Genomic DNA, 1,066 nt, shown 5'->3' on the forward strand with positions numbered 1-1,066 from the left:
CAAATTCTTTCGTTAAATTCCAAATTCCATCATGACCATCTCCCAAACAAACTAGTGGGTTGGACAAAGTTTGACTATTCACATAATCAATTAATGACTGGTTATCATCAAAAAACGCGCCATAATAGATTCCTTGAATCCTCACCGTTTTATAGTCCCGCCAATAGCTGCCTTCATTCTTGGGGCCTCTTAACCGCACTTTTCCTCCATCTACACTGACTTCGGAAACGGATTGTTTGGCTTGTGGCAGTTGAAATTCCTGTTTGAGTACCAAATTTTGTTGTGTTGAATGACCCACTTTAATTCCGGTTAATGCTTCAATCTCTTTTTCGGCGTTTTGGTACGTACGGAACGCTGATATCCTTAGGCAACACTTTTGCAGCAATGGACTTAACCGACTTCTGGGTTGAACACCTAGTTTGTCCAATTGCTTAGATTTTAATTTGAGTTCCCCAACAATGCTTTTTACTTTTCTAGTCTTTCCTATTTTTGTTCCTGTTGTTTGCTCAACAAAAAAAGGGCTATCTCTGGACTCACATACGATAAGACTTGGTTTCGCACTGTTTTTTCTATGCTTTCTAGGTCGGTCAATTCACTTTTTTCTGCTTCTTCATACAGTAACGTTGCTAATTCTTTTAAGCAAGCTTTGAGCTGTTCTTGTTTCTCTGAATTCATAGGAGTTATCCGCACTTTTTTCTTTTCTGTATTCTCCCATAATTTGTCGCTTTTTGCGTTGTCTGTCCATATTTTTCTATCTCAGATAAGTTATGGTTTCCCCTCACCCCACACTGCATTGCTCTTACCAAAATCTTCATCCCGTCTCAAGGTTCAACCTTAATGAGCCATTGCGAGCGGGAGCACTACGTTGACTCCAACCTACATTCGGCACCCTCCATTAGCTTGTGAAGCTAGAATCAGCTTCTTGACAATCCTTATTAATAACTTCTGAATATTCAGGTGAGTACCGTACTTTTCACATGGTGTTTTTAATCATGTTGAGATTTATCCTGACTCAGTACTAACATTAGCTGTGTTTGTCCTGACTATTTGAATGTTTCTGCCAAAA

Annotated in this window: 1 pseudogene; it reads right to left on the reverse strand. The window is 39.3% G+C overall.

Annotation, left to right across the window (positions count from 1 at the left end):
• Window positions 1-675, reverse strand: a pseudogene (locus ICL16_RS00190) (ISKra4 family transposase); the annotation flags it as partial.
• Window positions 676-1,066 lie beyond the last annotated feature (391 nt).

Origin of the sequence: Iningainema tapete BLCC-T55 (assembly GCF_014698965.1) — a bacterium.
Taxonomy (GTDB): domain Bacteria; phylum Cyanobacteriota; class Cyanobacteriia; order Cyanobacteriales; family Nostocaceae; genus Iningainema; species Iningainema tapete.